Consider the following 20730-nt stretch of genomic DNA (forward strand, 5'->3'; position numbering starts at 1 on the left):
TATGTCTCAGGCTGCATTGAACACGCGCAACCGCGATGACGAGGACGAATACGCCTCCTCACGCCGCAGTAATGGAACGCGTCTTGCAGGCATCATTTTCCTGCTCGGGGTGCTGTGCACCGTGTTTATCAGCGGCTGGATGGTCCTGGGCTGGATGGAAGATGCGCAGCGGTTGCCGCTTTCTAAGCTGGTGGTCACCGGTGAGCGTCACTACACGCGTAACGACGATATTCGCCAGTCAATTCTGGCGCTGGGCTCGCCTGGCACTTTTATGACGCAGGACGTCAACATTATCCAGAGCCAGATAGAACGTCTGCCATGGATAAAACAGGCGAGCGTAAGAAAGCAATGGCCTGATGAATTGAAGATTCATCTGGTTGAATATGTGCCCATTGCGCGTTGGAATGATCAGCACATGGTTGACGCAGACGGAAACTCCTTCAGCGTCCCGGCCGATCGTGTCAACAAGCAAAATTTACCGATGTTGTATGGCCCGGAAGGTAGCGAAAACGAGGTGTTACAAGGTTTTCGCGAAATGGGTCAGGTGCTGGCGAAGGACAGGTTTACGTTAAAAGATGCTGCCATGACGGCGCGCCGTTCCTGGCAGCTGACGTTAACGAACGGCATTAAGCTCAACCTGGGACGCGGCGACACAATGAAGCGTCTGGCGCGTTTTGTCGAACTTTACCCGGTTTTACAGCAGCAGGCACAGACTGACGGCAAACGGATAAGCTACGTTGATTTGCGCTATGACTCAGGCGCAGCAGTCGGTTGGGTACCGGCTCCGGTCGAGGAACCTAATCAGCAACAGAATCAGGCACAGGTACAGGCAGAACAACAATGATCAAGGCGACGGACAGAAAACTGGTAGTTGGACTGGAGATTGGCACCGCGAAGGTTGCCGCTTTAGTAGGGGAAGTTCTGCCCGACGGTATGGTCAATATCATTGGCGTAGGCAGTTGCCCGTCCCGTGGTATGGATAAAGGTGGGGTAAACGATCTTGAATCGGTGGTGAAATGCGTTCAGCGCGCCATCGATCAGGCTGAACTGATGGCAGATTGCCAGATTTCTTCTGTCTATCTGGCCCTTTCTGGTAAGCACATTAGCTGCCAGAACGAAATCGGTATGGTGCCGATTTCCGAAGAAGAAGTGACGCAGGAAGACGTTGAAAACGTCGTGCACACGGCGAAATCCGTGCGTGTCCGCGACGAGCATCGCGTGCTGCATGTCATTCCGCAGGAATATGCGATTGACTACCAGGAAGGGATCAAGAACCCGGTCGGTCTTTCTGGCGTACGTATGCAGGCAAAAGTGCACCTGATCACATGTCACAACGATATGGCGAAGAACATTGTAAAAGCCGTTGAACGTTGTGGCCTGAAAGTTGACCAACTTATTTTCGCCGGTCTGGCGGCAAGTTATTCCGTGCTGACCGAAGATGAACGTGAACTGGGTGTCTGTGTGGTCGATATTGGTGGTGGTACAATGGATATCGCCGTGTATACCGGCGGTGCGTTGCGCCACACGAAAGTGATCCCTTATGCCGGGAACGTTGTGACCAGCGATATTGCTTACGCTTTTGGTACGCCGCCGAGCGATGCAGAAGCGATTAAAGTGCGCCACGGCTGCGCGCTGGGGTCTATCGTTGGCAAAGATGAGAGCGTTGAAGTGCCGAGCGTCGGTGGTCGTCCACCGCGTAGCCTGCAGCGCCAGACGTTGGCAGAGGTGATAGAGCCGCGCTATACCGAGCTGCTCAACCTGGTCAACGAAGAGATTTTACAGTTACAGGAACAGCTTCGTCAGCAGGGCGTTAAACATCATCTTGCGGCGGGGATTGTATTAACCGGCGGTGCAGCGCAAATTGAAGGTCTTGCGGCCTGTGCTCAGCGCGTGTTCCATACGCAGGTGCGTATTGGTGCGCCGCTGAATATCACCGGTTTAACGGATTATGCTCAGGAGCCGTATTATTCAACGGCTGTGGGCCTGCTCCACTACGGGAAGGAATCTCATCTCAGTGGTGAAGCAGAAGTGGAAAAACGCGTCTCAGTGGGGTCGTGGGTCAAACGACTGAACAACTGGTTGCGAAAAGAGTTTTAATTTTTTTAAGAGACCGGAGAGAATTAGCGGTCTCGGGCGACAGGCACAACGGAGAGAGAAATTATGTTTGAACCTATGGAACTGACCAACGACGCGGTGATTAAAGTCATCGGCGTCGGTGGCGGCGGCGGTAACGCCGTAGAGCATATGGTGCGTGAACGCATTGAAGGTGTTGAATTCTTCGCAGTTAACACCGATGCGCAGGCACTGCGTAAGACAGCTGTTGGCCAGACTATCCAGATCGGCGGTGGTATCACCAAAGGGCTGGGAGCAGGAGCTAACCCGGAAGTCGGCCGTAATGCGGCTGAAGAAGATCGTGAAGCGCTGCGCGCTGCACTGGAAGGTGCGGACATGGTCTTCATCGCAGCAGGCATGGGTGGCGGTACCGGTACCGGCGCAGCACCTGTTGTGGCTGAAGTGGCAAAAGATTTAGGTATCCTGACCGTTGCTGTCGTGACCAAGCCTTTCAATTTTGAAGGCAAGAAGCGTATGGCCTTCGCGGAGCAGGGTATCACCGAGCTGTCCAAGCATGTGGACTCGCTGATCACCATCCCTAACGACAAGCTGTTGAAAGTTCTGGGTCGCGGTATTTCCCTGCTGGACGCATTCGGTGCTGCAAACGACGTGCTGAAAGGCGCGGTTCAGGGTATCGCTGAACTGATTACCCGTCCTGGCCTGATGAACGTTGACTTTGCAGACGTTCGCACCGTGATGTCCGAAATGGGCTACGCGATGATGGGCTCTGGCGTGGCGAGCGGTGAAGACCGTGCTGAAGAAGCGGCTGAAATGGCTATCTCTTCTCCACTGCTGGAAGATATCGATCTGTCTGGTGCGCGCGGCGTGCTGGTCAACATTACCGCTGGCTTTGACCTGCGTCTGGATGAGTTCGAAACCGTGGGTAACACTATCCGTGCGTTCGCCTCTGACAACGCGACCGTGGTAATCGGTACTTCCCTTGACCCTGAAATGAACGACGAGCTGCGTGTTACCGTTGTTGCGACCGGTATCGGTATGGACAAGCGTCCTGAGATCACCTTAGTGACCAACAAGCAGACTCAGCAACCGGTAATGGATCGTTACCAGCAGCACGGTATGTCTCCTCTGACTCAGGAGCAGAAACCGGCCGCGAAAGTGGTGAACGACCCAACGCCGCAAACGGCGAAAGAGCCAGATTATCTGGATATCCCGGCGTTCCTGCGTAAGCAAGCTGACTAAGAATTGGCTGGAATTAGGGGATTTGCGCTCTTTGTGCTAAACTGGCCCACCGTTAGTGATATACACTCTCGGTTGGATAGTTAATTTGGCGAGATTATACGATGATCAAACAAAGGACACTTAAACGTATCGTTCAGGCGACTGGTGTCGGTTTACATACCGGCAAGAAAGTCACGCTGACGTTACGCCCTGCGCCGGCCAATACCGGGGTCATCTATCGTCGCACCGACTTGAATCCACCGGTAGATTTTCCGGCCGATGCCAAATCTGTGCGTGATACTATGCTCTGTACTTGTCTGGTGAACGAGCATGACGTGCGGATTTCTACCGTAGAGCACCTGAACGCCGCCCTGGCGGGTCTGGGTATCGACAACATTATTGTTGAAGTCGATGCGCCAGAAATCCCGATTATGGATGGCAGTGCTGCACCGTTCGTCTATCTGTTGCTGGATGCCGGCATCGAAGAACTGAACTGCGCGAAGAAATTTGTACGCATCAAAGAGACCGTTCGCGTCGAAGATGGCGACAAGTGGGCTGAATTCAAACCGTACAATGGTTTCTCGTTGGACTTTACCATCGACTTTAACCATCCGGCGATTGACTCCAGCACCCAGCGCTATGCGATGAACTTCTCTGCCGATGCGTTTATGCGCCAGATCAGCCGAGCCCGTACATTTGGCTTCATGCGTGATATCGAATATCTGCAGTCCCGCGGCCTGTGCCTGGGCGGCAGCTTCGATTGTGCCATCGTTGTTGACGATTATCGCGTACTGAACGAAGACGGCCTGCGTTTCGAAGATGAATTCGTTCGTCACAAAATGCTGGATGCTATCGGCGACCTGTTCATGTGTGGTCACAACATCATTGGTGCATTTACCGCGTTCAAATCCGGTCATGCGCTGAACAACAAACTGTTGCAGGCCGTCCTGGCAAAACAGGAAGCCTGGGAATATGTGACCTTCGAAGACGAAGCTGAACTGCCGCTGGCTTTCAAAGCACCAAGCATGGTTCTGGCGTAACGGTTCAAACCGTTTCGTAAAAAAATCGACTGGTTAACCTGGTACTCTCTCCGACCAGGAAGACCAGTCGTTTTTATTTTTACCCTTCTTCGTTTACCCCTGCGGTATCTCTCGTTTGTCTTACTCAGAAAATTATGTGCGTTAGCTGCATTCTTGACCGTTTTTCTCCGCGGCGGCACCTCATTCCTGCTGATGTATATTGGCTTTAGTGGTACTATCTGGGCGCTAAAATGAATAACTGAACTCAGCCTCTGCAAGGCTGGCTTATTGGGTGGAGCAGGTGAGCGGAATACTGACGCGCTGGCGACAATTTGGCAGACGTTACTTCTGGCCGCATCTCTTATTAGGGATGGTCGCGGCGAGTTTCGGCTTGCCTGCGCTCAGCAACAGTGCCGAAGCGGCGGCGCCCGCAAAAACCTCCACCACTAAACACGATCTCAACACGCGGGTTAACTTTACTAACCTCGCGTGGCTTGAAGCCAGTCGCCGCCCAAACTTCACCGTCGATTACTGGCACCAGCACGCTATCCGCACCGTTATCCGCCATCTGTCCTTTGCGATGGCACCGCAGGCCATGCCTGTTGCGGAAGAGGCGCTGCCGGTGCAGGCTCAGCATCTTGCCCTGCTGGACACGCTCAACGCGCTGCTCACGCAGGACAGCCAGCCGCCGGTCATGGTTCGTCAGACAACGCAGCGTGCGTTTGTTTCACCAGCTTCATTCTCTGTTTCAACCTGGATTAGCCAGGCTCACGGCATTCGTGCCGGGCCGCAACGCCTCAGCTAAATTAACTTTTTCAATACCTTAATTTATCTGCCCACAATGGGGCGTTTGAGAATTTATTATGCTAATCAAATTGTTAACTAAAGTTTTTGGTAGTCGTAACGATCGTACCCTGCGCCGTATGCGCAAAGCTGTTGCCGTCATCAACGGTATGGAACCGGCGATGGAGAAGCTCTCTGATGACGAGCTAAAAGCGAAAACGGCGGAATTCCGTGCGCGTCTGGAAAAAGGTGAAACCTTAGAAAGCCTGATCCCGGAAGCGTTTGCTGTCGTGCGCGAAGCGAGTAAGCGTGTATTCGGCATGCGTCACTTCGACGTTCAGCTGCTGGGTGGTATGGTGCTCAACGAGCGCTGCATCGCGGAAATGCGTACCGGTGAAGGTAAAACCCTGACCGCAACGCTGCCGGCTTACCTGAACGCGCTGACCGGTAAAGGCGTTCACGTGGTTACCGTCAACGACTATCTGGCGCAGCGTGACGCCGAAAACAACCGTCCACTGTTCGAATTCCTCGGTATGACCGTCGGCATCAACATGTCCGGCCTGCCTGCGCCAGCCAAGCGCGAAGCGTATAACGCGGACATCACCTACGGCACCAACAACGAATACGGCTTCGACTACCTGCGTGACAACATGGCGTTCAGCCCGGAAGAGCGCGTACAGCGTAAGCTGCACTATGCGCTGGTGGATGAGGTTGACTCCATCCTGATCGATGAAGCGCGTACTCCGCTGATCATCTCCGGCCCGGCTGAAGACAGCTCAGAGATGTACCGTAAGGTCGACAAAATCATTCCACACCTGCTGCGTCAGGAGAAAGAGGACTCGGATACCTTCCAGGGTGAAGGTCACTTCTCCGTAGATGAAAAAGCGCGCCAGGTGAACCTGACCGAACGTGGTCTGGTGAAAATTGAAGAGCTGCTGGTAGCTGAAGGCATCATGGAAGAGGGCGAGTCCCTGTACTCTCCGAGCAACATTATGCTGATGCACCACGTGACCGCTGCACTGCGCGCCCACGCGCTGTTCACCCGCGACGTCGATTACATCGTTAAAGACGGCGAAGTGATCATCGTCGATGAACACACCGGCCGTACCATGCAGGGACGTCGCTGGTCTGACGGTCTGCACCAGGCTGTGGAAGCCAAAGAAGGTGTGGATATTCAGAATGAAAACCAGACGCTGGCGTCTATTACCTTCCAGAACTATTTCCGTCTGTACGAGAAGCTGGCGGGGATGACCGGTACTGCTGATACCGAAGCGTTTGAATTCAGCTCCATCTACAAGCTGGATACCGTGGTCGTTCCAACCAACCGTCCGATGATCCGTAAGGATATGCCGGATCTGGTGTACATGACCGAAGCGGAAAAAATTCAGGCGATCATCGAAGATATTCGCGACCGCACTGCCAATGGCCAGCCGGTTCTGGTGGGGACCATCTCCATCGAGAAATCTGAAGTGGTTTCTCACGAGCTGACTAAAGCAGGTATCAAACATAACGTTCTGAACGCCAAATTCCACGCCAAAGAAGCGGACATTGTTGCGCAGGCGGGTTATCCGGCTGCCGTAACCATTGCCACCAACATGGCGGGTCGAGGTACCGATATTATGCTGGGCGGTAGCTGGCAGGCTGAAGTGGCGGAGCTTGAAAACCCAACGCCAGAACAGATTGCGCAGATCAAAGCCGACTGGCAGGTTCGTCATGACGCCGTCCTGGCTTCCGGCGGTCTGCACATTATCGGTACAGAGCGTCACGAGTCTCGTCGTATCGATAACCAGCTGCGTGGCCGTGCGGGTCGTCAGGGTGATGCCGGTTCATCCCGCTTCTACCTGTCTATGGAAGATGCGCTGATGCGTATTTTCGCCTCCGACCGTGTGTCCGGCATGATGCGTAAGCTGGGGATGAAACCTGGCGAAGCCATCGAGCACCCTTGGGTGACTAAAGCGATCGCTAACGCACAGCGTAAAGTGGAAAGCCGCAACTTTGATATTCGTAAGCAGCTGCTGGAATATGATGATGTGGCTAACGATCAGCGTCGTGCAATCTATACTCAGCGTAACGAACTGCTGGACGTGTCCGACGTGAGCGAAACCATCAACAGCATTCGTGAAGATGTGTTTAAAGCCACCATCGACGCGCATATTCCACCGCAGTCTCTGGAAGAGATGTGGGATATCGAAGGCCTGCAGGAACGTCTGAAAAATGACTTTGACCTCGATCTGCCAATCAAAGAGTGGCTGGATAAAGAGCCTGAGCTGCACGAAGAGACCCTGCGCGAACGTATCTTTGAAACCGCGCTGGACGTCTACAAGCGTAAGGAAGAGGTTGTTGGCGCTGAAATGATGCGTCATTTCGAAAAAGGCGTAATGCTGCAGACGCTCGACTCCCTGTGGAAAGAGCACCTGGCGGCGATGGACTACCTGCGTCAGGGTATTCACCTGCGTGGCTATGCGCAGAAAGATCCGAAGCAGGAATACAAGCGTGAATCCTTCTCCATGTTTGCCTCGATGCTGGAATCACTGAAGTATGAAGTGATCAGCACCCTGAGCAAGGTTCAGGTGCGTATGCCGGAAGAAGTGGAAGCGATGGAGCAGCAGCGTCGTGAAGAAGCCGAGCGTCTGGCACAGATGCAACAGCTGAGTCATCAGACCGACGACAGCGAAGCCGCAGCGGCGATCGCCGCGCAGACCGGCGATCGTAAAGTGGGTCGTAACGATCCTTGCCCGTGTGGTTCCGGTAAAAAGTACAAGGCGTGCCACGGCCGCCTGAGCTAAGTTCATAAAAAAACAAAAAGGCGCAGATATCTGCGCCTTTTTTATGGAAGTGACAATATGAAAATACTGCAAATTGCCGTCGGGATTATTCGCAACCCGCAAAACCAAATCTTCATCACCCAGCGCGCTGCCGACGCCCATATGGCAAACAAGTGGGAGTTTCCAGGCGGTAAAATCGAGTCAGGTGAAACGCCGGAAGAGGCGCTGGTTCGGGAGCTTCAGGAAGAGGTGGGGATCACCCCGCTTAGCGCAACGCTGTTTGATAAGCTTGAGTACCAGTTTCCGGACAGGCACATTACGCTGTGGTTCTGGCTGGTGGAAAACTGGGAGGGAGAACCCTGGGGAAAAGAGGGACAGCCGGGTAACTGGGTGGAACTTCAGGCAAGTGATGCCGAAAAATTCCCGCCAGCTAATGAGCCCGTGATCCTGCGGTTAGTCGCACAACCGTAGGCCTGCTGAGCGAAGCGCCAGCAGGCTTTACAGATTACTGCTGGGTTTCACTCCAGTCATCGCTGTCCGAGAGATCGCCTTCGCTAGGTATGCGTTTCTCTTCCGCCGCCCATTCGCCCAGGTCAATGAGCTGGCAGCGCTTGCAGCAGAATGGGCGGAACGGACTGACTTCGCCCCAGACAACGGTTTTGCCACAGGTTGGGCAGCTTACGGTGGTGACATCAGACATCGGCACTCCTTAACAACAGGCCAGTTCAAAATCGAGACGTTCCGGCACGGTGCCATTTTCACTGTCCAGCGGCATAAAGCGAATCGCAAAGCGGCTCTTATGCCCGGAAATCTGTGGGTAAAGCTGTTCGCCGAGAGACAGATTGAGACGCAGAAGATCGGCATCATCACCGTTATCCTGGAAGAAACCATTCAGGCTGGTTTGCTTGCGGAACGGCGCAGAGTTACGGATCAGATCGAGGATCAACGACAGCGTCTGGTGCATTGGCTCCAGGCTTGCCAGCCAGCTGTTCACCTGTGCGTCACGCTGCGCCTGTGGCATATGTAGCCACATATGCAGCGTCGGCAGGTCGAAGCTACAGCAGCCGCCAGGGATGCTCAGACGCTGGCGCACCAGGCCAATCAGGCGGTCTTCACGCAAAAACTGCCCGACGCGCGGCGCGGCCATCAGGACGGCACTGCTGCTTTTCAACTGCTGGCGGAGCGCATCGATACGGCTCTGATCTACGCCGGGGACCTCCGTCCATGCCTGCAATTTACGCTGCTGGCGCTCCAGCTCTTTGAGTAATTCTGTGCGGACATCGCCGCGTTCAATCACATCCAGCAGATCGCCTACGTTGCGGAAGAAGTGCAGCGCGGTGGCATGATCGTTAACAGGCAGATGTTGTGAAAGTTGTTGAATAAGGAATTCGATGCGCAGCCAGGTGCGCATTTTTTCGTTGAGCGGATGCTCAAAAAGGATGTGTGTCGACATTATGGTTTTTCCTGTGCAACGGCCTGCGCGGCGAACGTCAGATACTGCGCGTGCAGACGGGCAACATCCGATGCAATGGCATCTGGTGCGCCGTTATTATCAATAACATCATCCGCCACGGCAAGGCGCTGAGCGCGCGTAGCCTGAGCGGCAAGAATTTGTTCAGCATGCTCCCGCGAGACGCGATCGCGCGTCATGGTTCTCTGGATTTGCGTTTCGGGTGCGACATCAATCACCAGCACACGATCGGCTTTCTTCTGCAGCTGATTTTCAACCAGTAGCGGAACCACCCACAGGACATAGGGCGAGCGGGCTGCGGCTATCTGACGTTGAGTTTCCTGGTGGATGATGGGGTGGAGCAGGGCATTAAGCCAGTCTTTTTCCGCAGAATCAGAAAAAATACATTCGCGAAGCTGACGGCGATTCAGTGTGCCATCGGCACTGATGACTGCCTGACCAAAATGTTCTGCGATGGCCTTTAGCGCGGGTGTATTGGGCTCTACCACCTGGCGGGCAATGATATCGGCATCAATAATCGTGATACCCAAACGAGAGAACGCGTCCGCAACGGTACTTTTGCCACTACCGATGCCGCCGGTTAATGCGACGATATACCCCATTAATTCAAATCCTGGGAATTATTCATTATTAAAATCAATTAATTAAAACGCTTAGGTGCGCCGGCAACTGTTTGGCCCTATTTACCTGCTTTTTACCAGGTAAATTTATAGGATTGTAGCGTAAAAAAAGAGAATTTCGCAGTCTTGCGGAGCAGGTATTAGTGCGTATGATAACGTCACTGGAGTTGTGCTTTTAACATATTTGCCTCTAACCCCAGGAATCCGCACATGCGTATCGAAGAAGATCTGAAGTTAGGTTTCAAAGACGTTCTTATCCGCCCTAAACGCTCTACACTGAAAAGTCGCTCAGACGTTGAACTCGAACGTCAATTCACCTTTAAGCATTCCGGTCAGACCTGGTCTGGCGTGCCGATCATCGCTGCCAACATGGATACTGTGGGAACCTTTGAGATGGCAACCGCCCTGGCACAGTTCGACATTCTCACCGCCGTGCACAAACATTACAGCCCTGAAGAGTGGAATGCGTTTGTTGCGTCCGCGCCTGCTGACGTGGTGAAGCATGTGATGGTTTCTACCGGCACTTCCGATGCCGATTTCGAGAAGACCAAACAGATCCTGAACGCTAACCCGGCGCTCAACTTCGTTTGTATTGACGTGGCGAACGGTTACTCCGAGCACTTCGTGCAGTTCGTCAGCAAGGCGCGGGAAGCCTGGCCGACGAAAACCATCATCGCGGGCAACGTGGTGACCGGTGAAATGTGTGAAGAGCTGATCCTTTCCGGTGCAGATATCGTGAAAGTGGGTATTGGCCCGGGCTCCGTGTGCACGACCCGCGTCAAAACCGGCGTCGGTTATCCGCAGCTTTCCGCCGTCATTGAATGCGCCGATGCGGCGCACGGTCTGGGCGGTCAGATCATCAGCGATGGCGGCTGTACCATGCCGGGTGATGTTGCGAAAGCCTTCGGCGGCGGCGCAGACTTCGTAATGCTCGGCGGTATGCTGGCTGGACACGAAGAGAGCGGTGGTACCGTTGTGGAAGAAAATGGCGAGAAATTTATGCTCTTCTACGGCATGAGCTCTGAATCCGCGATGACCCGTCACGTCGGTGGCGTGGCAAAATACCGTGCGGCAGAAGGTAAAACCGTGAAGCTACCTCTGCGCGGCCCGGTGGAATACACCGCGCGCGATATCCTCGGCGGCCTGCGCTCGGCCTGCACCTACGTTGGGGCATCCCGCCTGAAAGAGCTGACGAAACGTACGACGTTTATTCGCGTTCAGGAACAGGAAAACCGCGTGTTCAATAGCCTGTAATGGCTTCTGCTGGCGCATGCCCGTGCGCCAGCACTGTTTAGCCCTAACCCGCGCTCATCGCATCCCCCAGATGGAAAATCGGCAGGTACATTGCCACTACCAGCGTGCCGATGATGACCCCTGTCACAATCAGAAGCACTGGCTCGAGAAGTGCCGCCAGATTATCTGCCCGCTGAAAGGTCTGTTCCGCGTGATGCCGGGCGAGGTTTGCCAGCATGATGTCCAGCGCACCTGACATTTCACCGGTTCGTAAAAGCTGAATACACAGCGGGGTAAAGATGGCCGCTTTCTGAAAGGATGACCAGACGGGGAGACCTTTTTCAATGTCCTCCCGAACGCTGCGGAGTATTCCCCGCCAATAGCGACTTTCAACGGTCTCCTCTGCGCTCTCCAGTCCCTGTAAAAAGGGGATACCTGCCTGCTGCGTGAGTGACAGCACGGTAAAGATGTGTCCCAGCTTTTGGCCTTTTGCCAGCGCGCCCATCACGGGCGTATGGATCAGCATGCGCTGCCAGCGAGGGTTCTGCCGCAGAGCCCAGGCGGCGGCTAAGGGCGTTAATAACGCTGCGAACAACGCGAGGGCATAAGACTGGATAAATGCGGCCATCCCCATGACCATTTGTGTCAGCATCGGAAGCGGCGTGTTAAACGTTTTGTAGATCGCGGCAAACTCGGGCAAGACCAGGGTGACCATTGCCAGCACCACGAGTACGGCCAGCGTCAGGACGATCGCCGGGTAGCGCAGCGCCTTTCTCACTTTCGCACTGAGCTGCTGCTGCGCTTTTTGCTGCTGCGCGAGCTGACGACAGCACTCCTCCAGCTTTCCTGTGAGCTCACCGGTTTTCACCATCGAGACATGCAGTGGGCTAAAAACGGCTGGCCACTTTTTTAGCGACTCAGAAAAGGGGGATCCCTCACTGAGCTCATCGGCAATGCTTTGCAGCAGCGCCTGCCACGGTTTTAACGGATGTTGCTCTGCCAGCATCTGCAGGCTGTGGGATAACGTCAATCCCGCCTGCAGAAGCGTTGCGAGCTGGCGAAACATCTCGTAGCAGTGATGCGGTCGCCAGCGGTGCCGCTGAGCGCATCGGGTCAGCGCCAGAGGATGGAGATCGCTACGCATCAGCCTGGTGAAGGCGGCATTGCGGTCTGTGGCCCAGAGTGTTCCGCTTTGGGGTTCACCTTCTTTGGTGAGCGCTCGCCAGCGCCAGAGCTGATTAGCAGCCATCCGGCATTCCCAGCACGCGCACCAGCTCTTCGATCGTGGTCAGCCCTTTTTCGACGGCCATGCAGCCGTGCTCAAAAAGAGAAATCATTCCCGCCTGCCGGGCGCTCGCCTCTATCACTTCGATTCCCGCCCCGCTGGCAATGGCCTCGCGCAGGGCATTGTCGATCGCCAGTACTTCAAAAATGGCAACGCGGCCATAAAAACCGTGATAACAGCGATCGCAGCCGGTGGGCTGCCAGCGTGGAAGCGGTCTTGACCATACGGCGCGGGGTAATTCAGCATGCTCGCTGGCTTCCCGGCGACAGTGCGGGCACAAACGCCGGACCAGCCGCTGGGCAATCACCATCGACAGCGCGGAAGATATCATCCAGCGCGCGACGCCCATCTGCTCCAGGCGAATCAGGGTTTCCGTCGTCGAGTTGGTGTGCAGTGTTGACAGCACCAGATGACCGGTCTGGGCGGCATTAATGGCAATTTCTGCCGTTTCGCCGTCACGGATTTCGCCGACCATAATGATGTCTGGATCCTGACGCAGCAGCGCCCTCAGCACGCTCTGGAATGTTAAACCCGCCCGGGGATTAATCTGCGTCTGGTTTAATCCCGCAAGGGGGATCTCAATGGGATCCTCCACGCTACAGATGTTGACGTCTGGGGTGTTACGCGCCTGCAGCGCGCTGTACAGCGTCACGGTTTTGCCGCTGCCGGTAGGGCCAGTGACCAGAATCAGCCCCTGCGGCTGGTGGAGAATCTCATTGAAACAGGCCAGTTGTTCTGCGCTCATGCCAAGCGCTTTCGGCTCAAGAGCCTGCTGAACCTGATGCAGCAGACGCAGAACAATTTTCTCACCACCGCTACAGGGAAGCGTCGCGATCCGAAACGAGACCGGCTCGTTTGCCAGCTCAATCGTAAACTGACCGTCCTGAGGTAAACGACGTTCTGCAATATCAAGATTACCCAGCACCTTTAAACGTGCGCTGAACAGGCTTGCCAGCGAGGCGGAAAGCGGAGGCTGGGGGCAAAGAACCCCGTCGATGCGTAACCGAATCTGGCATGCATGCTCCATCGGTTCGATATGAATGTCGGAGGCGCGCTGGTTGATTGCCTGCTGCAGCGTGTGGTTGAGGATATCCACCGTCGAGTGTGTTTGCGAAACGACGGGCAGATGCGATTGTGACGTTAGCTGCCGGTGTTTTTCCATGCGCTCAGCGCTCCAGCACTCAATATCAATCCGTTTCTGGGTCGCGAAGCGCAGCGCCTCCATGAGTTCAGCCGCGGGGCTGCCCACGACGGCGATGCTGACCATGTCACTGTCGCTGGTGAGCAGCAGAGCGTGATGGCGCTGACAAAGCGCCACGAGTTGATCGGTATTCATTATCCGCTCCTCAGTTATTGTCGAAGCGGAAAACGTCTTCGCAGGCCTGTTTCAGGGCGCTGTCAGCACTGATGTTGCAGTCGCGCGTCCAGCCCGTCATACCGTTGCCGTCGCTCCACCGTGGCGTCATGGTTACCGTCAGCCCGTTAAGACTCTCCTGTCCTGTTAAGGTCACGGTCCCTTTCGCCACGCTCATTCCTGAAACGTAGCGTGTCGTGGTGGGGGAAGGGATACCGTTACTGCCAGCGTCGCAGCTCTCCACGCCACCGTGATCCAGCGCGCAAAGCTCAATGGCCGTGCGGTAGGGAACGAAAGTTTGCAGCATATCGGTCAGCGCCGCCTTGCGCAGGTAGTTCTGATAGGCGGGAACGCCGATGGCGCTCAGAATCGCAATGATGCCAATGACCACCATTATACGTGTTATTATATAGTAAAAAATTTGAAGGATTTTTCATCATGGGTATCAAAACAGCCTTCTGCTATTGCCGTGTAAGTTCAGGACGCCAAAAGACTGAGAAAGGTGGATTTGGTATGAGTCGTCAGCAAGCCTTGCTAACGACTTATGTCGAAGAATATGAGGACAAGGATGGTTTAGGGTACGAATTAAATGTTGACAATATAGTATTCTTAAAAGCTGAAGGAGTTAGTGGTTTTAGTGGGAAAAATATTGAAAAAGGATCTGTACTTCATTCCTTTATAGCTGATTATAAAAGCGGAAAGATCAAAAATGCTGTATTGATTATTGAAAACATAGATCGGTTTTCAAGAGCAAATCCCAATGAAGCAGCTGAACTCTTTTTAGGTTTGATTAATAAAGGGTGTGATGTACATGAAATTGATACAGAGACAGTACATCATAGATGTAGTGACTTAAATCAAATATCAGCAGGATTAACTCGTAGCCATAAAGAATCACTCAGAAAGCAAAAGCTTTCAATTAAAAATTGGGATGAACGTTTTGAAAAAACAGTAAAAAAACATGTTCCTTTAACAGGTCGTTGCCCAGGTTGGTTAAAAGTTGAAAATGACCTATACCAAGAAATACCAGAAAGAGTTGCACCAATTCGTCTCATTTTTGAATGGTATAATAATGGTTATGGTCAGGCATATATCCGAGATAGACTTAATAGTGAAGGATACAAATACAATGGTAAAACTTGGAGTAATTGGAGCGTACATAGAGTACTAAAAGATGAGAGAGTCACAGGTAAACATAGAACTCAATCAACACTACGCAATAATTTTGATGGGATTATGATGTATCCTGCTATTATTACTGAGCTTCAATTCAAAAGAGCTGAGCAGCGATTAACAAAGCCAGGTCGTGATAAAAAAATAAACCGTAGAGCTAATACGCTATTTTCAGGGGTGTTAATTTGCGGATTATGCAAGGCAGGCCATATTTTAATTAATAATGAAAATGGAAATCGCTTTGGTCGATGTTCTCATGCTATCGCGGGGAACAAACGATGTGTTGCTAACGGGTTCAAGTATAATGTCGTTGAGAATACACTAATAAAGTATTTGAGGCATTTAGATTTTGGCAGTCTTAACAATTCATCTCATGCGGTAGAACTTGAAAATTTGAGTAGTGAATTAATTCATTACTCTAACTATTTGGCAAATGTCCAAAGAACAGTAGACTCTGTGGATATTCCAAGTGAAACTGATTATAAGGTACTAAAAAATCTTGAGGCAAAAGTTAGGGAATTACAAGGTAAAATTGATGATATAAAAGCATTAGAGAATGTTAGTGTTAGTTATGAAGAGATAGTAAAAAAAATTAATAATGAGTTGATGGATGTTAGTAATATTGAGGTTAGACAAGAATTTAACATAAAAATAAGAAAGATCATTAGAGAGATTCAAATACTGAAAATACAGAAAAACATTGTTTTAGTATCGGTGTCATTTTATGTTAGCAATGATGTACAATGGATAACCATTAGTCTTAAAGAAGGGCTTTTATTAAGTAATACATATGTAGAAAACAAAGTTTTAGTAGTTACACTTGGCAATGAAATAATGACATACGATATTGAAAGTAAACAGTATTATTTAAATTCTAAACCGATTAGTAATGAAGATGCATATGCATTATTTGATTGACTTAGTTAGGAAGGCACCTTGGTTTTTTTTGAGCGTAGTTGAAGTATCCATGTAGATTGGAATAAATTTTACTCAGTAAAAAACAAAGCTCATTTTTTTTACTGTTGAATGGAACCTTAATTTTGTTATTGAAGAAGTAATAGTCCACATATGATTATTATTACAAACCTAAAGGCGGGTTCTTTAGCGAAGCTTATCTTATAATATGGCTTTTTAAGCATCAAAAAATAATGATTTAGATTTGTTTTTTCTAACCTATAAATATCGGTAGATATTTATAGGGAGAGAAGAAAAAAATGAAATGAATTTAAATTATGTCCTATACTATATGTATAGTTAAAATCCTGTTGGTGTACCCGTTAGTCGTGGGGTAATGATAAGAGCGTCATTATCCTTGGTATAATAAATTAAAACCTGATCCTATCGACAAGTAGATGGCAGATGAGTTGTTCAACAGAACGCAGTGCAAATGAAACCCGTGCAAATTTCCCGAGCGTAAATTCCAGACAAAAAAGACGAAAACGCAGGAGTCACGGCAATGTGGCACTATAAAGGAATCGGATAATACCCCGTAGATTCCCTTGATAGACATATAAGGCCAATCCTTACCAAATGGTATAAGGGAGTCTATTACTTCTAATAGATTCAGTGACGAATTTATACAATATAGATCCGTCCAGAATTTGAGATGTACTTAGACGCTTATAGGAGTTATTCATACAGCTTTTATAAGAAGAGTAGTGATGAGCTACGACCGTTGCAAAGAATGGCGATAGGAAGAAACAGGGCAACCCGCTTCCGCTTGAGTACAATATAGTTGTATCCAAAATTCGCTGTATGAAATGTTGATGAGTATCAGCGTCAAGAAGTACAAATTAATTGTATATCTTGAGTATCTTCCCCCCGCAGTGGGGGATCGAAATGTATCCAAGAAATCCCGTCAAGGGGTAACGCTGCTAAAGCTAATCAATATTTGATAAATGTCCTATCAAAAAATTAATATCCAATGAATTGATATTCGAGTTGAAGCGAACGCCGTGAGATTCAATCGAGTGAAATTCCTGGCTCGCTTGTAAAGCGGGACAGTCAAAAAATAACATTAAATGGAAATATTAATTCAATTAGATATCGTTAGGATTGAAGGTAATGATCTCGGCTTGTAGCGACCTCTTGCTATGATCTCCTAATTAATTGTGTCATGTACTATAATAGTTACAACTTCCACCTTTCACTACCTTGGGTAGGTTTGTTAACGGTAATTGGTGGAAGTACTAATTATGCTAATTAATTTTGTTAATAATCATCACTACAGCACCAACGACATTGATACTTTTCATATCTTCAAAAGGTACTGCGATTGGTGGATAGCTATCATTATCACTCAATAAGCGTACTCCATCTATGAGCACCTGTACTCTCTTAAACAAATAATTCCCGCTCTGTTTTAATACAACAAGTTTGCTATCGGTTAAATTTATATCATTAGTATCAATTATGATTACTCCTCCCGTAAGAAAAGTAGGGGTCATTACATCGGTATTGACCTTGATAGCACGGAGAGAGTGTAAATCCTTCACATCAAGCAGTTGAACATCAAGTTTCAGCATTTCATCGGCATGATCAATAAAAGGTACATATATGACATCTGAATCAGTACTGCACATGCTCGATTGTTGGCCTGTTGCCAGCCACTCAATAGATACATTGCCTGCTTTTGCCAAGAGTACTAAGTTATCCAGTGTAGGGCTTGATGAACCGTGCATGTAGTTGTGAACAGTGCTATAGCCAATACCCGCACGTTTTGAGAACTCTCTACCCGTTGTTCCAAGTGCTGCTATGACGTGCTTTAAGCGTTCACTGAACTCTTTAGTACTTTGCTTTTTATTGATCATTCTATCGCCATTCAACTTAAGGAATTGTATTCCTAATTCGATTTGACTTGTTCATTTTATTGATCAATCATGTTCATGATTAAGTAATGAGTGATCATAATGAAGAATCATAAACAAGAAGGATCTCAAAAAAAGGAATCAAATGCCAGTACTCGAAACTGGCATCGAGCCGATGTGCTTGCAGCTATACGCAAAAGAGGTAGCTCGTTGGCTAAGTTGTCCCGAGACAACGGCTTGCATGAACGAACGCTATACAACGCCCTTGAGAGACATTGGCCAAAAGGTGAGCAGATTATTGCCGATTATATTGGGGTGACCCGAGAAGAAATCTGGCCAGAACGTTACAGCAATAGTGAGGAATAAATTGTGGCATACGCAACATATACAGTGGTTTGTCCGCATTGTGGAAGTACTACGACAGTTAACACCGGAATAAAAAGCAGTGGTACAGGTGTAGGTTCGTGCGGAGCATGTAGAAAACTTGTCAGAGTAGAAGTTGACTCTCTCGGTAATATAAAACGAGTATTAAAATAACAAGGGAAAATAAAAATGAAGAAAATACAGTTTTTTGTTTATATGGGATTCGGCTTAATCATGGTGTTCATGGTTTATAGTTATTTTAGTACATTCAATGAACCAGGGATGTCATTTGCTACAGTATTACTTGCATTAGTTACTTTAGCATTTTGGAGTATGGTTATGATCATTTCATTTTGGTGGTCAATTATAGCCATTCCATCTGTGCAAGAAAATTACCCCGCATTAATACAAAAACTTCCAAAGTTTTTTAATAACTTTCTTCTACCTGTCATTATTGTAATTTTATTATTAATAGCTGGGCAAGCTAATGTTCATATGATGAATCTGCAAGGAAAGAATCTTGGTTTTATGATCGAAGATCAATTCTCTGAAGCGAAGAGTGCCGGGATCTTTAACAGAGAAAAGTGGATTGAGGTTAAAGCTAAGCAAGATGAGTCAATGAAATTAGCCGATAAACATGCCGCCGCTGTAGCATTAGAAAAAAAGAACAAAGACTACATCGAAAGTAAGATTAATAGTCTCGACAAGAGTAGTGGTAAGTACTTAGTAGCTGAAAATATCTACAAGCAACATGGTGTTTGGGTCGATGATTACATTGCTATTCAAAAGAAGTCATGCTCACGTGAATTCAATCGATTGTTAGCTGCTAATGCAGCGTCTGAGCAAGCCATTGAGTACTGGAATGAAACCTCTGATTCTTTAACCCGGTCGGGTATTTCGCCATTTGCAGGGGGGAGGAGTCCTACAACCGATCCAGATATCCAGAGAACCAGCAATGATATTAGATTTGCCCGTTCTCAATTAGAAAATTGTGGTATAGCTCATCTTAACGAGATAGAACATCGTGTTACAGTACAAACTGATAATTGAAATGGGTTCAGTATTATGTATTTCAAAGCGGTGGTTATAAGTTCAAGCTTACTATTGTGTTTATCAGCCTCTGCTGAAGAACTGAAGCAAAATATTGATAGTACATTACAAAAATGCAAAATGGATGCCGTTAGTACTATTGATTCACAGAATTGCTATATCAAAGCTACTACAGCTTGGGATACTGAGCTTGGGAATCAGTACAAACTGCTAATGAAAGATCAGCCTGAAAATGTGCGTACAACCCTAAGAGATTCACAAAGGCAATGGATAAAATACAGAGATTTGTATAATAAAGGAATTGAGGCTTTTTATCAAAAAGAAGAGGGTACTATCTGGAGTTTAATTGCGGCTGAAAGCAAAATGAATATCATCCGCGATAAAACATTAGATCTTTATCGACTAAGGAATAGTACAAATCTTGGTGGTTGATGTTAAAAGGTAGCGTAGGCTACCTTTTTTATTGCCATCGATGCGTCAGGGCTGGTGGGAACCCGCTATTAATAATTCTTGCAGTATTTTCATCGTTCCATTCACAAAGAAGTATACCAAATATTAAATAATCATCCGTTTTTTCATCAAAGTACATGTGCATTACTCTATGGAGTAAGCGTTCGGTCTCACTGAAATAACTATGAATCATAGCTTATCTCTTATTTCATCTGTTTGTAGCTTTGAAGCTTTAGAAATAGTAGCTCTTGAACAACCCAACAACTCCTGAATTCGATTCCAGCTTTTACCATCTGAAAGCAATTCCTTAACCTTCTTTCTGAGATTTTCATCTACAGGACGGCCTTTGTACTTTCCTTCACTTTTAGCTTTGTCAATTCCTTGTTTTTGGCGACGTCTGCGATCTTCATAATCCTTACGGGCGAATGCTGCCAGAAAATCTAACATCATCGTATTCATTGATTCGAACATTCGAGAAGTTAGTGAATCAGTACTTCCTTTCAATAATTGGTGGCTGGTTGGAAGATCTAACGATACTACTCGAATTCCTTTTGACTCGATGAGTGTGCGAAGAGTTTTCCAATCATTGGTAGTCAGCCTGGCCAGGCGGTCTACCTGTTCACATAGAAGTACATCGCCCGATTCTGCAATATCGAGTAATTGAAATAGTTGAGGACGTTGCAACGTTGCACCAGATACATTCTCGATAAAGTATTTTGAGACTTTCATACCATGTGTGCTTACGAATTCATCAAGTTCCACTTTCCCTCGTAAAGCATTTTGTTCTTGGGTTGAAGCCCTTAAATAGCCCCAAATACGCATTGTATCTTCCTTCAGTTCGTTTTACATGGTTCATTATATTTGGTCCTTTTTAAGTTGTAAAATAGATTTAGTGAACCAATATACAAAGGCAAATTGTAAGTCTGCTTGGGGTATACATGTCGGGAACCATAGGGAAGTGTAAGAAACATACTCATTTAAATAGATTCATGCCAAGTATGTATTAGCGGAAATGCATGTGCCTTTTAAAGGAATTGATAAAACTTATGTAAGATATTAATCATTG

20 protein-coding genes are annotated in these 20730 nt (G+C 49.0%); 12 read left to right on the forward strand and 8 right to left on the reverse strand.

Annotated elements, in window-relative coordinates:
* Position 1 precedes the first annotated feature (1 nt).
* The 7 genes from ftsQ (at position 2) to mutT (ending at position 8329) form a co-directional block, all read left to right on the forward strand.
* Positions 2-844 carry a cell division protein FtsQ gene (gene ftsQ, locus LBF07_RS14845; RefSeq protein WP_023310399.1) on the forward strand — a complete coding sequence of 281 codons (843 nt, stop codon included), beginning with the start codon at positions 2-4 and terminating at the stop codon, positions 842-844.
* On the forward strand, positions 841-2097 hold the full coding sequence (gene ftsA / locus LBF07_RS14850; RefSeq protein WP_023334508.1) for a cell division protein FtsA: 1257 nt from the start codon (positions 841-843) through the stop codon (positions 2095-2097). The genes ftsQ and ftsA overlap by 4 nt, the downstream gene beginning before the upstream one ends.
* A 63-nt stretch (positions 2098-2160) precedes the next feature.
* A complete protein-coding gene (ftsZ, locus tag LBF07_RS14855) occupies positions 2161-3312 on the forward strand; it encodes a cell division protein FtsZ (RefSeq protein WP_008501978.1) in 1152 nt (383 codons plus the stop codon).
* Between the two features lie 101 nt (positions 3313-3413).
* On the forward strand, positions 3414-4331 hold the full coding sequence (gene lpxC, locus LBF07_RS14860; RefSeq protein ID WP_008501977.1) for a UDP-3-O-acyl-N-acetylglucosamine deacetylase: 918 nt from the start codon (positions 3414-3416) through the stop codon (positions 4329-4331).
* 280 nt (positions 4332-4611) lie between these two features.
* The gene (secM, locus tag LBF07_RS14865; protein ID WP_058840578.1) at positions 4612-5115 is read left to right on the forward strand and encodes a secA translation cis-regulator SecM; all 504 of its coding nucleotides are present in this window, start codon (positions 4612-4614) and stop codon (positions 5113-5115) included.
* A gap of 58 nt (positions 5116-5173) precedes the next feature.
* The gene (gene secA / locus LBF07_RS14870) at positions 5174-7879 is read left to right on the forward strand and encodes a preprotein translocase subunit SecA (RefSeq protein ID WP_023310402.1); all 2706 of its coding nucleotides are present in this window, start codon (positions 5174-5176) and stop codon (positions 7877-7879) included.
* A 57-nt stretch (positions 7880-7936) separates the two neighbouring features.
* Positions 7937-8329: an 8-oxo-dGTP diphosphatase MutT gene (mutT, locus tag LBF07_RS14875; protein WP_045888157.1), complete on the forward strand. Its 393-nt coding sequence runs from the start codon at positions 7937-7939 to the stop codon at positions 8327-8329.
* Positions 8330-8363: 34 nt separating this feature from the next.
* On the opposite strand, the gene yacG is transcribed toward mutT, so the two are convergent.
* The 3 genes from yacG to coaE are packed head-to-tail and all read right to left on the reverse strand — an operon-like array spanning position 8364 to position 9931.
* Positions 8364-8558 carry a DNA gyrase inhibitor YacG gene (yacG, locus tag LBF07_RS14880; protein ID WP_023310404.1) on the reverse strand — a complete coding sequence of 65 codons (195 nt, stop codon included), beginning with the start codon at positions 8556-8558 and terminating at the stop codon, positions 8364-8366.
* Between the two features lie 9 nt (positions 8559-8567).
* Positions 8568-9311 carry a cell division protein ZapD gene (zapD, locus tag LBF07_RS14885; RefSeq protein ID WP_023310405.1) on the reverse strand — a complete coding sequence of 248 codons (744 nt, stop codon included), beginning with the start codon at positions 9309-9311 and terminating at the stop codon, positions 8568-8570.
* Positions 9311-9931 carry a dephospho-CoA kinase gene (coaE, locus tag LBF07_RS14890; protein ID WP_039260810.1) on the reverse strand — a complete coding sequence of 207 codons (621 nt, stop codon included), beginning with the start codon at positions 9929-9931 and terminating at the stop codon, positions 9311-9313. Before coaE ends, zapD begins: the two co-directional genes overlap by 1 nt.
* Before the next feature lie 228 nt (positions 9932-10159).
* On the opposite strand from coaE, the gene LBF07_RS14895 reads away from it, so the two are divergent.
* Positions 10160-11203: a GMP reductase gene (locus LBF07_RS14895; RefSeq protein ID WP_033144634.1), complete on the forward strand. Its 1044-nt coding sequence runs from the start codon at positions 10160-10162 to the stop codon at positions 11201-11203.
* Between the two features lie 43 nt (positions 11204-11246).
* Here LBF07_RS14895 and hofC read toward each other — a convergent pair whose 3' ends face one another.
* From hofC to ppdD, 3 genes are read right to left on the reverse strand one after another with little or no spacing between them, the layout of a single operon-like run.
* Positions 11247-12431: a protein transport protein HofC gene (gene hofC, locus LBF07_RS14900; RefSeq protein WP_094934517.1), complete on the reverse strand. Its 1185-nt coding sequence runs from the start codon at positions 12429-12431 to the stop codon at positions 11247-11249.
* Positions 12421-13803, reverse strand: coding sequence for a type II secretion system protein GspE (gene gspE, locus LBF07_RS14905; protein ID WP_094934518.1), 1383 nt, complete (start codon positions 13801-13803; stop codon positions 12421-12423). Before gspE ends, hofC begins: the two co-directional genes overlap by 11 nt.
* Before the next feature lie 10 nt (positions 13804-13813).
* Positions 13814-14215: a prepilin peptidase-dependent pilin gene (gene ppdD / locus LBF07_RS14910; protein ID WP_049016022.1), complete on the reverse strand. Its 402-nt coding sequence runs from the start codon at positions 14213-14215 to the stop codon at positions 13814-13816.
* Between the two features lie 44 nt (positions 14216-14259).
* On the opposite strand from ppdD, the gene LBF07_RS14915 reads away from it, so the two are divergent.
* On the forward strand, positions 14260-15912 hold the full coding sequence (locus LBF07_RS14915) for a recombinase family protein (RefSeq protein ID WP_094934519.1): 1653 nt from the start codon (positions 14260-14262) through the stop codon (positions 15910-15912).
* 1280 nt (positions 15913-17192) lie between these two features.
* Here LBF07_RS14915 and LBF07_RS14920 read toward each other — a convergent pair.
* Entirely contained in the window at positions 17193-17804 is a 612-nt protein-coding gene (locus LBF07_RS14920) for a LexA family transcriptional regulator (protein WP_224435045.1), read from the reverse strand.
* Between the two features lie 99 nt (positions 17805-17903).
* Between LBF07_RS14920 and LBF07_RS14925 the strand changes: the two genes are divergently transcribed.
* From LBF07_RS14925 to LBF07_RS14935, 3 genes are all read left to right on the forward strand, one after another.
* Positions 17904-18167: a helix-turn-helix transcriptional regulator gene (locus LBF07_RS14925; RefSeq protein ID WP_094934521.1), complete on the forward strand. Its 264-nt coding sequence runs from the start codon at positions 17904-17906 to the stop codon at positions 18165-18167.
* A 186-nt stretch (positions 18168-18353) separates the two neighbouring features.
* On the forward strand, positions 18354-19214 hold the full coding sequence (locus tag LBF07_RS14930; RefSeq protein WP_094934522.1) for an NADH-quinone oxidoreductase subunit J: 861 nt from the start codon (positions 18354-18356) through the stop codon (positions 19212-19214).
* A gap of 15 nt (positions 19215-19229) precedes the next feature.
* Positions 19230-19646: a lysozyme inhibitor LprI family protein gene (locus LBF07_RS14935; RefSeq protein WP_094934523.1), complete on the forward strand. Its 417-nt coding sequence runs from the start codon at positions 19230-19232 to the stop codon at positions 19644-19646.
* A gap of 207 nt (positions 19647-19853) precedes the next feature.
* On the opposite strand, the gene LBF07_RS14940 is transcribed toward LBF07_RS14935, so the two are convergent.
* Complete coding sequence (locus tag LBF07_RS14940) at positions 19854-20486, reverse strand: recombinase family protein (RefSeq protein WP_206461980.1); 633 nt, start codon at positions 20484-20486, stop codon at positions 19854-19856.
* Between the last annotated feature and the right edge of the window lie 244 nt (positions 20487-20730).

This window comes from Enterobacter cloacae complex sp. ECL352, from assembly GCF_020149545.1.
Taxonomy (GTDB): domain Bacteria; phylum Pseudomonadota; class Gammaproteobacteria; order Enterobacterales; family Enterobacteriaceae; genus Enterobacter; species Enterobacter asburiae_B.